The 16,259-nt window shown below is 71.3% G+C and carries 11 protein-coding genes, 1 tRNA gene and 3 pseudogenes; 12 read left to right on the top strand and 3 right to left on the bottom strand.

Going from position 1 to position 16,259, the window contains the following annotated elements; genetic code table 11:
- Window position 1 precedes the first annotated feature (1 nt).
- On the bottom strand, window positions 2–541 hold the full coding sequence (locus JN350_RS13230) for an HdeD family acid-resistance protein (RefSeq protein WP_205462484.1): 540 nt from the start codon (window positions 539–541) through the stop codon (window positions 2–4).
- 183 nt (window positions 542–724) lie between these two features.
- On the opposite strand from JN350_RS13230, the pseudogene exaC reads away from it, so the two are divergent.
- The 8 genes and pseudogenes from exaC to JN350_RS13190 all read left to right on the top strand — a co-directional run bounded on the left by exaC (window position 725) and on the right by JN350_RS13190 (window position 8,406).
- Window positions 725–2,265: pseudogene (gene exaC / locus JN350_RS13225) on the top strand (acetaldehyde dehydrogenase ExaC).
- Window positions 2,265–2,663 carry a DUF779 domain-containing protein gene (locus tag JN350_RS13220; protein ID WP_205462483.1) on the top strand — a complete coding sequence of 133 codons (399 nt, stop codon included), beginning with the start codon at window positions 2,265–2,267 and terminating at the stop codon, window positions 2,661–2,663. Before exaC ends, JN350_RS13220 begins: the two are co-directional and overlap by 1 nt.
- Before the next feature lie 52 nt (window positions 2,664–2,715).
- The gene (locus JN350_RS13215) at window positions 2,716–3,972 is read left to right on the top strand and encodes a helix-turn-helix domain-containing protein (RefSeq protein WP_205462482.1); all 1,257 of its coding nucleotides are present in this window, start codon (window positions 2,716–2,718) and stop codon (window positions 3,970–3,972) included.
- Window positions 3,973–4,603: 631 nt separating this feature from the next.
- A complete protein-coding gene (locus JN350_RS13210; protein ID WP_240347326.1) occupies window positions 4,604–5,287 on the top strand; it encodes a response regulator transcription factor in 684 nt (227 codons plus the stop codon).
- On the top strand, window positions 5,284–6,792 hold the full coding sequence (locus JN350_RS13205) for a HAMP domain-containing sensor histidine kinase (RefSeq protein WP_205462481.1): 1,509 nt from the start codon (window positions 5,284–5,286) through the stop codon (window positions 6,790–6,792). The genes JN350_RS13210 and JN350_RS13205 overlap by 4 nt, the downstream gene beginning before the upstream one ends.
- A gap of 12 nt (window positions 6,793–6,804) precedes the next feature.
- Window positions 6,805–6,886: transfer RNA gene (locus tag JN350_RS13200), tRNA-Leu, on the top strand.
- Between the two features lie 168 nt (window positions 6,887–7,054).
- Complete coding sequence (locus JN350_RS13195) at window positions 7,055–7,660, top strand: ANTAR domain-containing response regulator (RefSeq protein WP_022905562.1); 606 nt, start codon at window positions 7,055–7,057, stop codon at window positions 7,658–7,660.
- Between the two features lie 275 nt (window positions 7,661–7,935).
- Window positions 7,936–8,406, top strand: coding sequence for a GNAT family N-acetyltransferase (locus tag JN350_RS13190; RefSeq protein ID WP_205462480.1), 471 nt, complete (start codon window positions 7,936–7,938; stop codon window positions 8,404–8,406).
- Between the two features lie 12 nt (window positions 8,407–8,418).
- Here the strand turns inward: JN350_RS13190 and JN350_RS13185 are convergent, their stop codons facing one another.
- Complete coding sequence (locus JN350_RS13185; protein WP_205462479.1) at window positions 8,419–8,793, bottom strand: VOC family protein; 375 nt, start codon at window positions 8,791–8,793, stop codon at window positions 8,419–8,421.
- Window positions 8,794–8,822: 29 nt separating this feature from the next.
- On the bottom strand, window positions 8,823–9,191 hold the full coding sequence (locus JN350_RS13180) for a PaaI family thioesterase (protein WP_131846571.1): 369 nt from the start codon (window positions 9,189–9,191) through the stop codon (window positions 8,823–8,825).
- 127 nt (window positions 9,192–9,318) lie between these two features.
- Here JN350_RS13180 and polA point away from each other — a divergent pair, with 127 nt between their 5' ends.
- The 4 genes and pseudogenes from polA (at window position 9,319) to coaE (ending at window position 16,088) form a co-directional block, all read left to right on the top strand.
- Window positions 9,319–11,961: a DNA polymerase I gene (polA, locus tag JN350_RS13175; RefSeq protein ID WP_240347325.1), complete on the top strand. Its 2,643-nt coding sequence runs from the start codon at window positions 9,319–9,321 to the stop codon at window positions 11,959–11,961.
- A gap of 117 nt (window positions 11,962–12,078) precedes the next feature.
- Window positions 12,079–13,757: pseudogene (locus tag JN350_RS13170) on the top strand (DUF885 domain-containing protein).
- 160 nt (window positions 13,758–13,917) lie between these two features.
- A pseudogene (gene rpsA, locus JN350_RS13165) lies at window positions 13,918–15,395 on the top strand (30S ribosomal protein S1).
- Between the two features lie 90 nt (window positions 15,396–15,485).
- On the top strand, window positions 15,486–16,088 hold the full coding sequence (gene coaE / locus JN350_RS13160; RefSeq protein ID WP_205462477.1) for a dephospho-CoA kinase: 603 nt from the start codon (window positions 15,486–15,488) through the stop codon (window positions 16,086–16,088).
- The last annotated feature ends 171 nt before the right edge of the window (window positions 16,089–16,259 follow it).

Raw genomic sequence — 16,259 nt, 5'->3', positions numbered from 1 at the left:
CCTACCGTCGGACGGCGGCTCGTGGCGGCAGGAGCAGCAGGGCCGCGGCGCCGACGACGATGAGGGCGATGCCGGCGAAGACCATGAACACCGTGAGCGCGAGGCCGGGTGCGACGAGCACGACGACGCCGCCGAGGATCGACAGGACGCCGCTCACCAGGGTCGGCACCCGGGACGACCCGGGGTGGCCGACGAAGCCGCCGACGATCGACACGATGCCCTCGATCACGAAGCCGACCCCGGCGAGCACGGCGTAGACGACCAGGGGGATTGCCGGGTCGAGCAGCGCGACGAGTCCGGCGACCACGACGAGCCCGCCGACGATCCCGGAGGTCCACCGCCACACCGTCGGCGTCCCGTGCCCGCGCGCCGCAGCCACGACCCGCAGGGCGCCGGCGACGACGAGGTACACGCCGAACAGCAGCGCCACGAGGACGAGCGACGGCCGGGGCCACACGATGGCGACGATCCCCAGGGCGATCGCGACGACCGCCGTGACGACGACGAACACCCGGAACGTGCGGACGGCACGAGAATCCACGGACACTCCTCCTGATCGGACCCGCTGGAGTCCCGAACGCTACCCGGCCGACGGCGAGTCCGTGCGGTCCTCGGACCCGAGCGGGCGTGAGCCCGTGCAACCGGATGCAACCCCCGCGGTCGTACGGTGCGAGCAGCACGCGAACCGTGCGTGCCCCGACAGCGTCGTCGAAAGGCCACCACCATGACCATCGCACCATCGCCCACCAGCTACGCCGCACCCGGCGAACCGGGCTCCCTCGTGCAGTACCGATCGCGGTACGACCACTTCATCGGCGGCGAGTACGTCCCGTCGGCGAGCGGGCAGTACTTCGAGAACCCCACCCCAGTCACCGGCAAGGTCTTCACCGAGGTCGCACGCGGTGACTCCACCGACGTCGACCGTGCGGTGGCGGCGGGCTGGAAGGCGTTCCCGACGTGGGGGCGGACGAGCGCCGCCGAGCGCGCGGTCATCCTCAACAGGATCGCCGACCGCATGGAGGAGCACCTCGAGATGCTCGCGGTCGCCGAGACGTGGGAGAACGGCAAGCCGATCCGCGAGACCCTCGGCGCCGACATCCCGCTCGCGATCGACCACTTCCGCTACTTCGCCGGAGCGATCCGCGCGCAGGAGGGCTCGGCCGGCGAGATCGACCACGACACCGTGGCGTACCACTTCCACGAACCGCTCGGCGTGGTCGGACAGATCATCCCCTGGAACTTCCCGATCCTGATGGCCGTGTGGAAGCTGGCGCCGGCCCTGGCCGCGGGAAACTGCGTCGTGCTGAAGCCCGCCGAGCAGACCCCGGCGTCCATCCACGTGCTCGTCGAGCTCATTCGCGACCTCCTGCCCGCCGGCGTGCTCAACGTCGTCAACGGCTTCGGCATCGAGGTCGGCGCACCCTTGCGCAGCACCCGGACATCCGGAAGATCGCGTTCACCGGCGAGACCACCACCGGTCGGCTGATCATGCAGTACGCCTCGCAGAGCCTCATCCCGGTGACGCTCGAGCTCGGCGGCAAGAGCCCGAACGTGTTCTTCCCCGACGTCGCCGCAGAGAAGGACTCGTTCTACGACAAGGCGCTCGAGGGCTTCACCTTCTTCAACCTCAACCAGGGCGAGGTGTGCACGTGTCCGTCCCGGGCGCTCGTGGCGAAGGAGATCTACGACGGGTTCGTCGCCGACGGCCTCGACCGGGTGCGTGCCGTCAAGCAGGGCCACCCGCTCGACCTGTCCACGATGATCGGCGCCCAGGCGTCGAACGACCAGCTCGAGAAGATCCTGAGCTACATCGACATCGGCAAGCAGGAGGGCGCGAAGCTGCTCACCGGCGGGGAGCGCGCGGACCTCGGCGGGGAGCTCTCCGGCGGGTACTACGTCACGCCGACGGTGTTCGAGGGCGTCAACTCGATGCGGATCTTCCAGGAGGAGATCTTCGGTCCCGTCCTCGCGCTGACGTCCTTCAGCGGCTACGACGACGCGATCGCCACGGCCAACGACACCCTCTACGGACTCGGTGCCGGTGTGTGGAGTCGCGAGGCCACGACGCTGTACCGCGCCGGCCGTGACATCCAGGCCGGACGCGTGTGGTCGAACACGTACCACCAGTACCCGGCCGGTGCGGCGTTCGGTGGGTACAAGCAGTCCGGCATCGGGCGCGAGAACCACAAGATGATGCTCGACCACTACCAGCAGACGAAGAACCTGCTCGTGTCCTACGCCGACGGTCCGATGGGCTTCTTCTGATGCCCGACACCGCACGCGTGGCGGTCACGCCGGCGGCAGGGGAGCTGCTGCGCACCCTCGCCGCCCGGCACGGCCCGCTGATGTTCCACCAGTCGGGCGGCTGCTGCGACGGCTCGAGCCCGATGTGCTACCCCGTCGGCATGTTCCGGACCGGCTCCGGCGACGTCCTGCTCGGGGCACTCGAGGTCGACGGCATCGACCCCGTCGAGGTGTACATGTCGGTGTCGCAGTTCGAGTACTGGAAGTACACGCACCTCACGATCGACGTCGTCAACGGTCGCGGTGGCGGGTTCTCGGTCGAGAGCCCCGAGGGCAAGCGGTTCCTGACCCGGTCGCGGATGTTCGACGACGCCGAGCTGGCCGATCTCGGCCTGGTCCCGGTCGCGCACCGGACGTAGGCTGGCCGTACTCGTCGCGACGGTGCGGCGGGTGGGGTCGATCGGAGGACGCATGCGCGCACCCGACCGGCTCCGCCCGCTCGTCGCCGCGTCCTGGCGGCGGTCTGCGGCGGTCGACCCGGACGGGCTCCCCGCGCTGGCGCTCGGAGACGACGAGCTCGACGCCGCTCGCCGGGACGGCCCCCTCGCCACCCTGCTGCCCGTCGTCCGGCACCTGCTGCTCGACGACACCCGGTCCGCCGGATGCGTCCTGGCCGTCGGCGACGCCTCCGGTCGGTTGGTGTGGGTCGACGGCGCGCGGACGGCCCGACGTGCTGCCGAGGACATGGGCTTCGTCCCCGGGGCCGACTGGGCCGAGGACCGCGTCGGCACGAGCGCGCCCGGTACCGCCCTGCGGCTCGACCGGCCGGTGCAGATCCGCTCGGACGAGCACTACGCCAACGCCGTCAAGCCGTGGTCGTGCACCGCCGTGCCCGTGCACGATGCCCACGGGACCACCGTCGGTGTGCTCGACCTGACGGGTGACGACCGGGCCGTCGAACGGCACACCCTCTCACTGCTCGCGGCCACGGTCGCCGCTGCCGAAGCGCAGCTCGCCCTGGCCGCGAGCCGGGTGCCGGGGTCCGCCGCGTCGACGCCGCGCGCGCTCGTCGCAGAGCTGTCGATCCTCGGCACCGACACCGCCGTCCTGCGCGTCCACGACCGCCGGGTCCACCTGTCCGCGCGCCACTCCGAGCTCCTGGTCGTCCTCGCCGCCCACCCCGACGGGTTGGCGGCCGCCGACCTCGCGCACGCCGTGTACGACGACGCCGGCGCCGTCGTGACGCTGCGCGCCGAGGTGGTGCGGCTCCGACGGGTCCTCGCGGAGCACGCGTCGGGCGTGACCGTGACGTCGCGACCGTACCGGGTGACCGGGATGGCGACCGACGTCGACACCGTGCTGTCCGCGCTCGACCGCGGGGCGCGCCTCCAGGCCGTCGACCGCTACACCGGACCCGTCCTGCCGGGGTCGGCTGCGCCGGGGTGGACGCCGTGCGCGACCTGGTGCGCGGTCGGTTCCGCGAGTCGGTCGTCGCCGACGGCAGCGTCGAGGCGCTGCTTGCGTGGGCGCGGACGCCGGACGGGGCGGCGGACGCGCGCGTGCTCCGCGCGCTGCTCGCGGTCCTGCCGCGGCGGTCGCCGCGACGGGCTGGTCTCGTGGCGGCGATCGAGGCGCTCGAGGGTCCCTGAGTCGGTCGGGACGACCCGGCCTGGAGGCACGCCCCGCGCGGTCGGGACCGCCGACGGCGCGCGCCTCCCGGCCTGGTGATCAGGAACCGGAGGTCGGCGCCGGCGTGGTGGTCGCGTCGGGCACCGGCGGGGTGGACGTCGTGCCCGTGCCCCCGCACCGTCCTTCGGCGGGGTGGGTGCGGTGGGCTTCGTGCCGTCCTTCGGCGGGGTGGGTGCCTTCCCTCGTCGCCCTTCGGCGGCGCGGGGATCGTCGCGGGACCGCCGGCCTTCGGCAGCGCCGTGCAGCCGGGCGCCGTCGCGGGGCCACCCTCGGGCGGTGCGGGCACCGTCGCGGTGTCGCCGTCCGACGGAACAGGGGCCGGTGTGGTTGCGCCGGTCGGTGCTCCGCTCGGCGCGCCCGTCGGCGTGCTCGGCGCCGGGGTGGTCGTCGCGGCGTCCGCCGTGGCGATGCCGAACCCGAGCACCAGGACCGCGGCCGCGGCCGTGCCGATGCCGACCCGTCGCAGGAGGGCACCGCGTCGCGGGGTGGCCGTGGTGGTCGAGTCGTCTCGTTCGTCGAGCATGGGGAATCCGTTCCGTGTCCGGGCGGATCCGGGTGATCCGCCGCTGGAGACGACGCTCGAGTCCGAATCTGAAGCATGCCTGAAGCACAGGGGTTCTCCAGCGTCCTCCATGCTCGGTGGCCGCCGGAGCGCCCTACCGTGTCCGCCGTGCCTGTTCCCGCTCGAATCCTGGTCGTCGACGACGACGACTCCATCCGGACCTCCGTCGCGACGACCCTGCGTGCCGAGGGCTTCACCGTCGCCGAGGCGTCCGACGGACGCGACCTCGTCGAGGACCTCCGCCGCGCCGCGCCCGACCTCGTCCTGCTGGACTGGATGCTGCCCGGGCCGAGCGGCATCGTGCTCGCCGGCCGGGTGCGCTCCACCTCGGACGCCGCCGTCGTGATGATGACCGCGCGGGACGAGCTCGACGAGCGGTTGCGCGGGTTCGCCGAGGGCGCCGACGACTACGTGGTGAAGCCGTTCGCGATGGCCGAGCTGGTGGCGCGCGTGACGGCGGTGCTCCGGCGGCGGGGGCGGATCCCGTCGGTCGTCGAGGTCGGCGACCTCGTCCTCGACCCGGAAGCCGCCACCGCTCGGCGTGCCGGGGTCCTGCTCGACCTCACCGCGACCGAGTTCCGCCTGCTGCGGTTCCTCGCCGAGAGCCGGGGCCGCACCGTGTCGAAGGGGCAGATCACGACGCAGGTGTGGGGCTACGACGACGTCGCGGCGAACGTCGTCGAGGTCCACCTCAGCGCCCTCCGACGGAAGATGGAGGCACACGGGCCGCGGCTCGTGCACACCGTCCGCGGCATCGGGTACCGGCTGAGCGACGAGCGGACTGCAGCGTGACGGCCGACAGCGGCCCGCTCCGCACGACCTCGTTGCGGCTCCGCACCGTCGTCGCGATCGTGGTCCTGCTCGCCGTGCTGCTCGCCGGGCTGGCGGTCGCCGTCGAGGTGCTGCTCGGCATCCGATTACGCGCCCAGGCCGAGGACCGGCTCCGCGACCGGGCGTCGGCCGCCGCCGCACTCGTCGGGACCGTCGACGCCGAGGACCTCGCCGACCGGCTCTCCGCGCAGGGCCTGTCGGTGCGCATCGTCCAGCCGGACGGCGGGGCCGTCGAGGCCGGTCCGACACCGGACCAGCTCCGGACGGGGCCACCGGAACCGGGCGGGCTGCCGGCGACGGTGCCGCGCGGCAGCGGGCTCGTCGGCGGGACGACGCCCACGGCCGCGGCGACGCCCACGACCACCGAGGACGGCGCCACGGTCACGTCGTCGTCCGCGCGCGAGGACGACGGGGTGCTCACCCTCGTGAGCCGACTCGACGACGGCACGCGCATCACCCTGACCGCCGGGACCCGCGACGTGCAGGACACCCTGGTGCAGCTCGGCTGGGTGATGGGCGGTGCCTCCGCGGCGTTCCTCGGTGTCGCCGTCCTCGGGGTGGTGCTCGTCGTCCGGCGATCCCTGCGGCCGCTCGACGAGATGGCGACGACCGCGCGGTCGATCGCGGGCGGTGACCGCGGACGGCGACTCCGGCCCTCGCGGCAGGACACCGAGATCGGCCGCGTCGCCGTCGCCCTGGACGAGATGCTCGATGCCGTCGAGGGCGCGGAGCGCGAGGCCGTCGCCGCGGAGGCACGGGTCCGCTCGTTCCTCTCCGACGCAGCGCACGAGCTGCGGACGCCGGTGGCCGGGGTCCGGGCAGCGGCCGACACCCTCGTGCGCGACGGTGGCGGCGACGTCGCCACTCGTGAGGTGCTCGCCGTGCACGTCGTCCGCCAGGCCGACCGAGCCGCGTGGCTCATCGAGGACATGCTCACGATGGCCCGGCTCGACCGCGGGATCGAACTCGACCGACGACCGGTGGACCTCGGCGCCTTCCTCGTCGCGGAGGGCGACCGGCTGCGGCTGCGGCTGCCGTCCGTCGCGCTCGAGGTCGTGGTGCCCGAGCGACCCGTGCGCGCCGACGTCGACGCCGAGCGGCTCGCCCAGGTCGTCGGCAACCTCGTCGACAACGCCGCCCGCGCTGCCGGACCCGCGGGCCGGATCGTCGTCTCCCTCGACGACCCGGGAGCGGGCCCCGTGCTCCGGGTGGCGGACGACGGTCCGGGCATCCCAGCCCAGGACCGCGCGCGGGTGTTCGACCGACTCGTCCGGCTCGAGGCCGCTCGCGACGCCCGTTCCGGCGGGGCCGGACTGGGCCTGCCGATCGCACGGGGCATCGCCGAGGCGCACGGCGGGTCCCTGCAGCACGCCGACGACGGCGAAGGCCACGAGGTCGGCGCGCTCGGCGGTGCGGTGTTCGAGCTGCGGCTGCCGGCGGCGGTCGAGGGGCGGGGGTCCTGCTAGCCTGGAGGCCTCGCGAGTGTGGTGGAATCGGCAGACACGGGGCACTCAAAATGCTCTGCCTCACGGCGTGCGGGTTCAAGTCCCGCCACTCGTACAAGGCAGGCTCACGGCGTGCGGGTTCAAGTCCCGCCACTCGTACAAGACAGGCTCACGGCGTGCGGGGCTGTTCCGGTACCGCGTCCCGCCACTCGTACAACGCTTTCTGGCAGCCTGAGCCGTGTGCTGACATGAAGCTCTTCTGACGTCTAGTAGGCTTGCGGCTGTGAGTGACACAGAAGCAACTGCAACAGCACCCCGTCGCGTCGTCGTCGCCGAGGACGAGTCGCTCATCCGCCTCGACATCGTCGAGATCCTCCGCGACAACGGGTTCGACGTGGTCGGCGAGGCCGGCGACGGCGAGACCGCCGTGCAGCTCGCCACCGACCTCCGTCCCGACCTCGTCGTGATGGACGTCAAGATGCCCCAGCTCGACGGCATCTCCGCAGCCGAGAAGCTGTCCAAGAACCACATCGCTCCGGTGGTCCTCCTCACGGCGTTCAGCCAGAAGGACCTCGTCGAGCGTGCCACCGAGGCCGGCGCGCTGGCCTACGTGGTCAAGCCGTTCACCCCGAACGACCTGCTCCCCGCGATCGAGATCGCCCTCTCGCGGCACCAGCAGATCATCACGCTCGAGGCCGAGGTCGCCGACCTGGTCGAGCGCTTCGAGACCCGCAAGCTCGTCGACCGCGCCAAGGGCCTGCTCAACGAGAAGATGGGCCTCACCGAGCCCGAGGCGTTCCGCTGGATCCAGAAGGCCTCGATGGACCGCCGCCTGACCATGCACGACGTCGCCAAGGCGATCATCGAGCAGCTCAGCGCCAAGAAGTAGCACCACTCGTCGCTCACACCAGCGCCGTCGGACCCCGGTCCGGCGGCGCTGCTGCGTTCCCGGGCGCGTGGGGCACTCGGTGCGTGTGCATGTTGCGACACGGCACCGGTCGATCGACGCGTGTCCTGTCGCAGTGTGCAGACGCATCCTCTGCGTGTGCATGTTGCGACAAGCCACCGGTTGATCGACGCGTGCTCTGTCGAAGTGTGCGGACGCATGCGCTCGTGGGGACGGCGGTCGGGGCGGTGGTGGCGACCACCTGGCAGGCTGGAGCCGTGGACGACGTGGTGATCCGGGCCTCCCGGCCTGACGACATGCCGGCGGTGGCCGACCTGCGGTGGCGGTGGAGCGTCGGCGAGGGCGGCGCCGAGCCGGCCGCGTCGCCGGACGACTACCGCGCGGTGATGACGGCCTTCGCCCTCGAGCACCCGGACACGCACCGCTGCGTGGTCGCGGAGCGCGACGGTGCGGTGCTCGGGATGGCGTGGCTCGGACTCGTCGCCCGGCCGCCGACCCCGGACCGGCCGGGCCGACGCCTGACCGCCGACGTGCAGACCGTCTACGTGCACCCCGAACTGCGCGGGCTCGGCGTCGCCGGACGACTCGTCACCGCACTGCTCGACATCGCGGACGACCTCGGCGTCGAGCGGGCCTCGGTGCACTCGAGCGTGGACGGGGAGCGGCTCTACCGGCGGCTCGGCTTCGGCGACGCACGGCTGCTACTGCAGCGTCCGCCCGAGGACTGAGCGCTCGGCGCCTCAGCCGCGCGCGGGGAGCTGTTGCAGTGTCCAGGCGTTGCCGTCCGGGTCGGTGAAGAAGACGAAGCGACCCCAGGCCATTTCGTCGACACCGATCGCGTCCACGCCGAGCCCCTGCAGGTGGGCGAGGGCCTCGTCGGCGTCGGGGACCACGACCTGGACGGACTTCAGCGACCCGGGCTGGACGTCGGGGGACACGACGCCCTCGCCGAACGCGATCGAGCACGCGGATCCGGGTGGGGTGGCCTGCACGAACCGCACGTCGTCGGACACACGCTGATCGCGGTCGATCGTGAAGCCGATGCGTTCGTAGAACTCGCGGGCCCGGTCGACGTCGCTGACGGGGACCATGACGAGTTCGATCTTCCAGTCCATGACGGACTCCCTGCGTCGGTGCGAGGGGGTCAGCGTGCCTCGCGGATGAGGTTGGTGATGCGGACGGTGGAGCATCGGCGCCCCTGGTCGTCGGTGAGCACGATCTCGTGCGTGGTGAGCGTGTTGCCGAGGTGGATCGCGGTGCAGACACCGGTGACGGTGCCGGACGTGGCGCTCCGGGTGTGCGATGCGTTGAGCTCGATGCCGACGGCGTAGCGGCCCTCGCCGGCGTGCACGTTGGCGGCCATCGAACCGAGGCTCTCGGCCAGGACGACGTATGCGCCCCCGTGCAGCAGGCCGACGGGCTGGCGGTTGCCCTCGACCGGGATGCTGCCGACGGCGCGGTCGGCCGACATCTCGGTGATGACCATGCCCATCTTGGTGGCCAGCTCGCCCATCCCGCGGGCCGCGAGGCGCTCGTCGACGTTCCCGGTGATGGTGGCTTCGTCGGTCACGCGCTCGAACTCCCGTGTCGGATGGCGTCGGTAGGCTGTCCGGGTGTCGGACTCCGCAAAGCCTACCCTCATGGTCATCGACGGCCACTCGCTCGCCTTCCGGGCCTTCTACGCGCTGCCGGTCGACAGTTTCGTGAACCGCGACGGGCAGCACACGAACGCCATCCACGGCTTCATCTCGATGCTGCTCATGCTCCTGCAGCGCGAGAAGCCGACGCACCTGGCGGTGGCGTTCGACATCTCCCGGTTCTCGTTCCGCACCCGTGAGTACGAGGCGTACAAGGGCACCCGCTCCGAGACCCCGGCCGAGTTCAAGGGGCAGATCCCGCTGCTGCAGCAGGCGCTCGAGGCGATGGGCATCACCACCGTGACGAAGGAGGACTACGAGGCCGACGACATCCTCGCGACCCTGTCGTCCCAGGGTGCTGCGCAGGGCTACCAGGTGTACGTCGTCTCCGGCGACCGCGACGCGATCCAGCTCGTCAACGACGACGTGACGCTGCTCTACCCGTCGGTCCGTGGCGTCTCCGAGCTCACCCGGTACGACCGCGACAAGGTGTACGAGCGCTACGGCATCGAGCCGCACCAGTACCCGGACATCGCCGCGCTCGTCGGCGAGACCAGCGACAACCTGATCGGCATCGACAAGGTCGGCGAGAAGACCGCGGTGAAGTGGGTCACGCAGTACGGCTCGCTCGAGGGGGTCCTCGAGCACGCCGACGAGATCAAGGGCGTCGTCGGCAACAACCTGCGCGAGCAGCAGGACCGTGCGGTCCGGAACCGCAGACTCAACCGCCTGGTCACCGACGTCGAGCTGCCCGTCGGTCCGGCCGACGTCGCGCTCCGTCCCCTCGACGAGACCGCAGTGCGCGAGCTGTTCGCCAAGCTGCAGTTCCGCACACTGCTCGACCGCGTCTTCAAGGTCGCCGGCTCCGGCGAACCGTCCGAGCAGCCAGCCGAGGGTGGGGTGACGGACGGCGCCGCGACCCCGCCGTCGGTGAAGACGCTGATCGACGAAGAACTCGGGTACTGGCTCGAGCGCCGCAACGCGTCCGAGGCGGCGAACGGCTACGGCGTCGCGGTCGAGGTCATCGACGGCCGACTCAGCACCATCGGCATCGCCACGCACGACGACGCCGTCCAGGTGCCCGGTGGCAGCGGCGCGAAGGACTACGAGCAGCTGGCGGCGTGGTTCGCCTCCGACGCCCCGAAGCACTTCCACGACGCCAAGACCGCGATCAAGGTGCTCGCGACCGCTGGCTTCGTCGTGAACGGCATCGCCGGCGACGCGCGCATCACGGGGTGGCTCGCCCAGCCCGGCAAGCAGGGGCAGCCGCTGGCCGATCTCGTCTACCAGGAGCTCGGCGAAGAGCTCCCCACCGCCGACCCGAACCAGCTCGTGCCGGAGACCGACCCGGTCAACGTCGGCGTGCACGCGTGGTTCGTCCTGCGGGTCACCACGGCGCTCCGTGCCCGGATCGACGAGTCGTCGCTCAAGGTCCTCGACGACATCGAGCTCCCGCTGGTGTCGGTGCTCGCGAGCATGGAGACGATCGGTGTCGGCATCGACCGCCCGGTGCTCACGGGGCTGTCGAAGGAACTGGGGGAGCGAGCCGCCGACCTGGCACAGCAGGCGTTCGCCGAGATCGGGCACGAGGTGAACCTCGGGTCCCCGAAGCAGCTGCAGGAAGTGCTGTTCACCGAGCTCGCGATGCCGAAGACCCGCAAGACGAAGACCGGGTTCTCGACCGACGCCGCGAGCCTGGCCGACCTGCAGGAGCAGCACCCGCACCCGTTCCTCGGCCTGCTGCTGCAGCACCGCGACGCCACGAAGCTCCGCCAGATCGTCGACACGCTCGACGCGGCGATCGTCGACGGGCGCATCCACACCCGGTACGAGCAGACGGGCAGCAGCACCGGCCGCATCTCGTCGACCGACCCGAACCTGCAGAACATCCCGGTGAAGACCGCGGTCGGGCGCCGGGTCCGGTCGGCGTTCGCCGTCGCCGAGCCGTACACGACGCTCATCACGGCCGACTACTCGCAGATCGAGATGCGCATCATGGCGCACCTGTCCGGCGACCCCGGTCTCATCCAGGCCTTCAACGAGGGCGAGGACCTGCACCGCTTCGTCGGCGCCCGGGTGTTCGGCGTCGAGCCGGCCGAGGTCTCCGCCGAGATGCGCACCAAGGTCAAGGCGATGTCGTACGGCCTTGCCTACGGGCTGAGCGCGTTCGGGCTGTCGAAGCAGCTCCGCATCGAGCAGTCCGAGGCCCGGACGCTCATGACCGAGTACTTCGCCCGGTTCGGCGCCGTGCGCGACTACCTGCGCAACGTCGTCGAGCAGGCGCGCGAGGACGGCTACACCGAGACGATCTTCGGTCGTCGCCGGCCGTTCCCGGACCTGAAGAGCCCGAACCGCGTGCTGCGCGAGAACGCCGAGCGCGCTGCGCTGAACGCGCCGATCCAGGGGTCGGCGGCCGACATCATGAAGATCGCGATGCTCGGCGTCGACCAGGACCTGCGCGACGGCGGACTCGAGTCGCACCTGCTGCTCCAGGTGCACGACGAGCTCATCCTCGAGGTCGCGCCCGGCGAGCAGGACCGCGTCGAGGAGATCCTGCGCACCCGGATGGGCAACGCCGCCGAACTCACCGTGCCGCTCGACGTCTCGGTCGGTCTCGGTGCGAACTGGGAGAGCGCGGCGCACTGACCGCGGGTCGCGACGCGACCACAGGACGGACGGGAGGCCCGGTGCCAGCTGGCACCGGGCCTCCCGTCCGATGCGGGCCCGGCCGACGGCGCCTGCCGACGTGGGTAGGGTCGGAGCATGAGCGAAGAGCGCCCCGTCCGCCAGCAGACCGCCGTCGACCACGTGGCCGAGGGATGGGTCGCCACCCTCGTCGACCTCGACCCGACGACGGCCACGTACATCGGTGTGCCGGGTCGCACGGGGAGTACGGCGACACCTCGCCCGCCGGCGCGGCCGCCCTGGCCGACGCGGCGCGGGCCACGAAGCACGCGCTCGACGCCGCTGCGGCGGCGGACCCCGTCGACGAGGTCACGAAGGCGGACCTGGGCGCCGAACTCGACCTGGTGCAGGAGTCGTACGCGCGGAAGCTGCACCTCCGTGACCTCAACGTGATCGCGAGCCCGGCCCAGTCCGTCCGCGAGATCATCGACCTGATGCCGACGGCGACCGAGTCGGACTGGCACGACGTCGCCAGCCGACTGCATGCGCTGCCGGACGCGCTCGAGGGCATCCGCGAGACCCTGCTCGAGGGCACGCGCGAGGACGTCACCCCGGCGAAGCGGCAGGTCGCCCTGGTCGCGGAGCAGGCCGCCCGCAACGGTGCCGAGGACGGCTTCTTCCGCCGGCTCGCCGAGGGTGCGGCGTTCGACGACGGCTCTCCCATGTCGGACTCGCTCCGTGCCGAGCTGACCCGCGGGGCCGAGGTCGCGTCGGCCGCGTACCGGAGCCTCGGGCAGTTCCTCGAGCACGAGCTGCTGCCGCTCGCCACCCCGGTCGACGCCGTCGGGCGCGAGGCCTACGAACTGCACTCCCGCCGGTTCCTCGGCGCCGTCGTCGACCTCGACGAGACGTACGAGTGGGGTCTCGAGGAACTCGCCCGCATGCGTGACGAGCAGGAGCGGATCGCGGACCGGATCGAGCCGGGTGCGAGCGTCGCCCGGGCGATCGAGGTGCTGGACACCGACCCGTCGCGGATCCTGCACGGCACGGACGCCCTGCAGCGCTGGATGCAGGAGACGAGCGACGCCTCCGTCGCGGCGATGGCCGGCACGTACTTCGACATCCCGGACCCGATCCGCCGGCTGGAGTGCCGCATCGCCCCGACGCAGGAGGGCGGCATCTACTACAGCGGGCCGTCCGACGACTTCTCGCGCGCTGGCCGGATGTGGTGGTCGGTGCCCGAGGGCGTGACCGAGTTCGGCACCTGGCGCGAGAAGACGACCGTCTACCACGAGGGCGTCCCCGGTCACCACCTGCAGATCAGCCAGGGCGTCTACAACCGCGGTGAGCTCAACACGTGGCGCCGCCAGCTGTCCGGCTCGTCCGGACACGTCGAGGGCTGGGCGCTCTACGCCGAGCGCCTGATGGAGCAGCTCGGGTTCCTCGACGACGACGGCGACCGGCTGGGCATGCTCGACGGCCAGCGCATGCGTGCCGCCCGCGTGGTGCTCGACATCGGCGTGCACCTGCAGAAGACCAACCCGGACGGCGGCGGCTGGACGTGGGAGTACGCCCTCGACTTCATGCGCGAGAACGTGAACATGGACGACGCGTTCGTGCAGTTCGAGGTCGCGCGGTACTTCGGGTGGCCCGGACAGGCGCCGTCGTACAAGGTGGGCCAGCGCGTGTGGGAGTCGATCCGCGACGAGGTCGCTGCCCGCGAAGGCGCCGACTTCGACCTGAAGTCGTTCCACCGTCGTGCGCTCGCCCTCGGCAGCATCGGTCTCGACACGCTGCGGAGCGCGCTGCTCGGCTGACGCGCGGGCGACACGCCCGGTTGTGGGGGCTCCGCCGGTGCGGTTAGACTTGTGCGGCGCAATCCGCGTCACACAATCAATCGCCACGGCGGTGCACCACGGGGGTCTCGACTCCTCGCCCGCCACGGCCCGACTCATGTCCGTTCGGAGCAATCTCTACATGACAACCACTACGACCAAGGCTCCTAAGCAGGTCGCCATCAACGACATCGGTTCGGCTGATGACTTCCTGGCCGAGGTCGAGAAGACCCTGAAGTTCTTCAACGACGGTGATCTCATCTCCGGCACCGTCGTGAAGATCGACCGCGACGAGGTCCTCCTCGACGTCGGTTACAAGACCGAGGGCGTCATCCCCTCGCGCGAGCTCTCGATCAAGCACGACGTCGACCCCAACGAGGTCGTCAAGGTCGGCGACGAGGTCGAGGCCCTGGTCCTCCAGAAGGAGGACAAGGAAGGCCGCCTCATCCTGTCCAAGAAGCGTGCGCAGTACGAGCGCGCATGGGGCGACGTCGAGAAGATCAAGGAGTCCGACGGCGTCGTGACCGGCACGGTCATCGAGGTCGTCAAGGGCGGCCTGATCGTCGACATCGGTCTCCGCGGCTTCCTCCCCGCCTCGCTCATCGAGCTCCGTCGCGTCCGCGACCTCACGCCGTACCTCGGCCAGGAGATCGAGGCGAAGATCCTCGAACTCGACAAGAACCGCAACAACGTGGTCCTGTCGCGCCGTGCGCTCCTCGAGCAGACGCAGTCCGAGTCCCGGACCACGTTCCTCAACAACCTGCACAAGGGCCAGGTCCGCAAGGGCATCGTGTCCTCGATCGTCAACTTCGGTGCGTTCGTGGACCTCGGCGGCGTCGACGGTCTCGTCCACGTCTCCGAGCTCAGCTGGAAGCACATCGAGCACGCCAGCGAGGTCGTCGAGGTCGGTCAGGAAGTCACCGTCGAGATCCTCGAGGTCGACCTGGACCGTGAGCGCGTGTCGCTCTCGCTCAAGGCGACGCAGGAGGACCCGTGGCAGGTCTTCGCCCGCACCCACGCGATCGGTCAGATCGCACCGGGCAAGGTCACGAAGCTCGTCCCGTTCGGTGCCTTCGTCCGCGTGGCCGACGGCATCGAGGGCCTGGTGCACATCTCCGAGCTCTCGAACAAGCACGTCGAGCTCGCCGAGCAGGTCGTCTCGGTCAACGACGAGGTCTTCGTCAAGATCATCGACATCGACCTCGACCGTCGCCGCATCTCGCTCAGCCTCAAGCAGGCGAACGAGGGCGTGGACCCCGAGGGCACCGAGTTCGACCCGGCGCTCTACGGCATGCCGACCGAGTACGACGACAAGGGTGACTACAAGTACCCGGACGGCTTCGACCCGGAGACGAACGAGTGGCTCGAGGGCTACGACACCCAGCGCACCGAGTGGGAGGGCCAGTACGCGGCCGCCCAGGGTCGTTGGGAAGCCCACAAGGCGCAGGTCGCGAAGACCATCGCCGACGAGGAAAAGGGTGGCTTCGACCTCCCGGCCGGCGCATCGACGTCGTCCGCTTCCTCTTCGTCGTCGTTCTCGAGCGAGACCGGTGGCGCAAGCCCCTCGCCGACGACGCTTCGCTGGCGGCGCTCCGCGAGAAGCTCAGCTCGACCAACTGATCGAGCGAGTCGCACTGACCGGAAGCCCGGCATCCCCGAGGGGTGCCGGGCTTCCGGCGTTTCGACGCTGCGGGTCGTTAGCCTGTCGCAGTGCGCATCATCGGTCTCACGGGCGGCATCGCCGCGGGCAAGTCGACGGTCTCCAGGCGTTGGGCGGAGCACGGCGGCGTCGTCGTCGACGCCGACCGGCTGGCGCGGGACGCCGTCGCACCCGGCAGCCCCGGGCTCGCGCAGGTCGCCGAGCGGTTCGGCTCCTCGGTGATCGCGGCCGACGGTTCGCTCGACCGTCCCGCGCTCGGAGCGATCGTGTTCTCCGACCCCGCGGCACGCAAGGACCTCGAGGCGATCACCCACCCCGAGGTCTGGCGGCTCGCCCAGCGTGCCTTCGACGCGGCTGAGGCCGCCGACCCGGACACCGTCGTCGTGTACGACGTGCCCCTGCTCGCCGAGGCCCGAGGATCCCGCCCGCTGCGGTTCGATGCGGTCGTGGTCGTCGACGCCCCCGCTGCGCAGCGCATCGAGCGGCTGGTGGAGCACCGTGCCATGGAACGCGACGAGGCCGAGCGCCGGGTGGCCGCTCAGGCGAGTGACGCCGACCGACTCGCCCTCGCCGACCACGTCGTCGACGCGACGGGCACACTCGACCAGACGATCCGATCCGCCGACGAGGTGTGGTTGCGGATCACCTCGTGAAGCACCGGTTGCTGCTCGTGCTCGCCGCGATCGTGCTCGTCGCGATCGGCGGCGGCGCGCTGGTCGCGGCGAACCTCCTCGGTGCGCAGCGCATCGAGGACGAGGGACGCGTCCCGACGATCGACCGCTCGCACGCCGCCGCGCCGCCATCGGGCGATGGGCGCGGACCCG

The sequence above is a fragment of the Curtobacterium sp. 24E2 genome, assembly GCF_016925595.1.
GTDB lineage: Bacteria > Actinomycetota > Actinomycetes > Actinomycetales > Microbacteriaceae > Curtobacterium.
The sequence above is the reverse complement of the archived record's forward strand: the minus strand, read 5'-3'. Positions and strand labels throughout refer to the sequence as shown.